Source organism: Paenarthrobacter sp. NPDC090517, from assembly GCF_044769165.1.
Taxonomy (GTDB): domain Bacteria; phylum Actinomycetota; class Actinomycetes; order Actinomycetales; family Micrococcaceae; genus Arthrobacter.
In genome coordinates this window covers 1,839-5,376 of sequence record NZ_JBIVXN010000015.1, presented here as the reverse complement: position 1 = coordinate 5,376, position 3,538 = coordinate 1,839, and the positions used below count along the sequence as shown (strand labels likewise).

The following is a 3,538-nucleotide window of genomic DNA, read 5'->3' as shown; positions in this document are numbered from 1 at the left end:
GGTTGTTGTTCGGGAACCACATAGTGGACGCGTGCAGTGTTGTGTGTGGTGTAAGTTGTTGGCCTATTAGTACCGGTCAGCTTCACGAGTCTTTAGTCCTCGCTTCCACATCCGGCCTATCAACCCAGTGGTCTGGCTGGGGGCCTCTCACACATAATGTGTATGGAAATCTCATCTTGAAGCGAGCTTCCCGCTTAGATGCTTTCAGCGGTTATCCCATCCGAACGTAGCTAATCAGCGATGCACTTGGCAGTACAACTGACACACCAGAGGTTCGTCCGTCCCGGTCCTCTCGTACTAAGGACAGCCCTTCTCAAATTTCCTGCGCGCGCAGCGGATAGGGACCGAACTGTCTCACGACGTTCTAAACCCAGCTCGCGTACCGCTTTAATGGGCGAACAGCCCAACCCTTGGGACCTACTCCAGCCCCAGGATGCGACGAGCCGACATCGAGGTGCCAAACCATGCCGTCGATATGGACTCTTGGGCAAGATCAGCCTGTTATCCCCGAGGTACCTTTTATCCGTTGAGCGACGGCCATTCCACAATGTACCGCCGGATCACTAGTCCCGACTTTCGTCCCTGCTTGAGATGTCTCTCTCACAGTCAAGCTCCCTTGTGCACTTACACTCGACACCTGATTGCCAACCAGGCTGAGGGAACCTTTGGGCGCCTCCGTTACTTTTTAGGAGGCAACCGCCCCAGTTAAACTACCCATCAGGCACTGTCCCTGACCCGGATCACGGGCCGAAGTTAGATGTCCAAAGTGACCAGAGTGGTATTTCAACGATGACTCCACCCGAACTGGCGTCCGGGTTTCAACGTCTCCCACCTATCCTACACAAGCCACTCCGAACACCAATACCAAACTATAGTAAAGGTCTCGGGGTCTTTCCGTCCTGCTGCGCGTAACGAGCATCTTTACTCGTACTGCAATTTCGCCGAGTTTATGGTTGAGACAGCGGGGAAGTCGTTACTCCATTCGTGCAGGTCGGAACTTACCCGACAAGGAATTTCGCTACCTTAGGATGGTTATAGTTACCACCGCCGTTTACTGGGGCTTAAATTCTCAGCTTCGCCCGTAAGGGCTAACCGGTCCTCTTAACCTTCCAGCACCGGGCAGGAGTCAGTCCGTATACATCGTCTTGCGACTTCGCACGGACCTGTGTTTTTAGTAAACAGTCGCTTCCCCCTGGTCTCTGCGGCCCACACCCGCTCACGGAGAGCAAGTCTCCATCACGGGGCAGGCCCCCCTTCTCCCGAAGTTACGGGGGCATTTTGCCGAGTTCCTTAACCATAATTCTCTCGATCGCCTTGGTATTCTCTACCTGATCACCTGTGTCGGTTTGGGGTACGGGCGGCTAAAACCTCGCGTCGATGCTTTTCTTGGCAGCATAGGATCACCGGATCCCCCCATACGGGGGTCCCATCAGATCTCAGGATCGTGCTCGAAGCACACAGGAACGGATTTGCCTATCCCTGACCCTACATCCTTAGACCGGGGCAACCATCGCCCGGCCCGGCTACCTTCCTGCGTCACACCTGTTAATACGCTTACCTCCCGGGATCAGGTCCCGCGCTCGGCCAAAACCCACAACACCACAAGGGTGAGCGGGCAGGCTCCGGGCGGTTAGTATCCCCCGCTTGGCATGGGCGGTTTTTCGCCGGTACGGGAATATCAACCCGTTGTCCATCGACTACGCCTGTCGGCCTCGCCTTAGGTCCCGACTTACCCAGGGCAGATTAGCTTGACCCTGGAACCCTTGATCATTCGGCGGACGGGTTTCTCACCCGTCTTTCGCTACTCATGCCTGCATTCTCACTCGTGTAGGCTCCACCGCTGGTTTCCACCGCGACTTCACTGCCCACACGACGCTCCCCTACCACTCCACACCCCTGAACCACGAAGGCTAGGGCATTATGTGAAATCCACAACTTCGGCGGTGTACTTGAGCCCCGCTACATTGTCGGCGCGGAATCACTTGACCAGTGAGCTATTACGCACTCTTTCAAGGATGGCTGCTTCTAAGCCAACCTCCTGGTTGTCTTCGCAACTCCACATCCTTTCCCACTTAGCACACGCTTAGGGGCCTTAGTTGGTGGTCTGGGCTGTTTCCCTCTCGACTATGAAGCTTATCCCCCACAGTCTCACTGCTGCGCTCTGACTTACCGGCATTCGGAGTTTGGCTGACGTCAGTAACCTTGTAGGGCCCATCGGCCATCCAGTAGCTCTACCTCCGGCAAGAAACACGCAACGCTGCACCTAAATGCATTTCGGGGAGAACCAGCTATCACGGAGTTTGATTGGCCTTTCACCCCTACCCACAGCTCATCCCCTCCATTTTCAACTGAAGTGGGTTCGGTCCTCCACGACGTCTTACCGTCGCTTCAACCTGGCCATGGGTAGATCACTCCGCTTCGGGTCTAGATCACGCCACTACACTCGCCCTATTCAGACTCGCTTTCGCTACGGCTACCCCACACGGGTTAACCTCGCGACGTAACACTAACTCGCAGGCTCATTCTTCAAAAGGCACGCCGTCACAACTACAAGGCTGCTCCGACGGATTGTAAGCACACGGTTTCAGGTACTGTTTCACTCCCCTCCCGGGGTACTTTTCACCTTTCCCTCACGGTACTGGTCCGCTATCGGTCATTAGGAAGTATTTAGGCTTATCAGGTGGTCCTGACAGATTCGCACGGGATTTCTCGGGCCCCGTGCTACTTGGGATACTCCCCAGGCCGTGCACAACATTACGGTTACGGGGCTCACACCCTCTCTGGCCGGCCTTTCAAGACCGTTCACCTATGCCTGCACCTCACCTCACTGGTCCGGCAGAACCAGAACGGAAAGTCCCACAACCCCGCCCATGCAACGCCCGCCGGCTATCACACATGGAACGGTTTAGCCTGATCCGCGTTCGCTCGCCACTACTAACGGAATCACTATTGTTTTCTCTTCCTGCGGGTACTGAGATGTTTCACTTCCCCGCGTTCCCCCCACGCACCCTATGTGTTCAGATGCGGGTCACACAATCACCTTGCAGCGTTGTGCGGGGTTTCCCCATTCGGACATCCTGGGATCAACGCTCGGTTATCAACTCCCCCAGGCTTATCGCAGATTCCTACGTCCTTCTTCGGCTCCTAATGCCAAGGCATCCACCGTGTGCCCTTAAAAACTTGACCACACAAGATCAATAAACTTACTCGAGAGAACCACGACCACAAAGGGCCAGGTTCATTCATAAGAAATTGCTGTAAGAACACACACACCAACCCCCAAAAAGGGCCAGCCACGTGTGTGTTCTAGATGCTCGCGTCCACTATGTAGTTCTCAAACAACAACCCCGTCAACCAGACCACCACCACCCACCAAGGGACAATGACAAGTACCGGAAGCAGGAACAAAAGAAACACCAGAAGTGCCCCCCTGCATTGCTGCAAAAAGGTCCTGTTGCCTCAGGACCCAACAGTGCGCCAAACACAACCCCACACACACCACGCCCCGACACGTTCCTGACAACACCACACCCCCAAC

General features: G+C 55.2%; 1 rRNA gene. It reads right to left on the bottom strand.

The annotated features are described in order from the left end of the window. Window positions 1-45 precede the first annotated feature (45 nt). A 23S ribosomal RNA gene (locus ACIQTW_RS21780) occupies window positions 46-3,186 on the bottom strand. Window positions 3,187-3,538 lie beyond the last annotated feature (352 nt).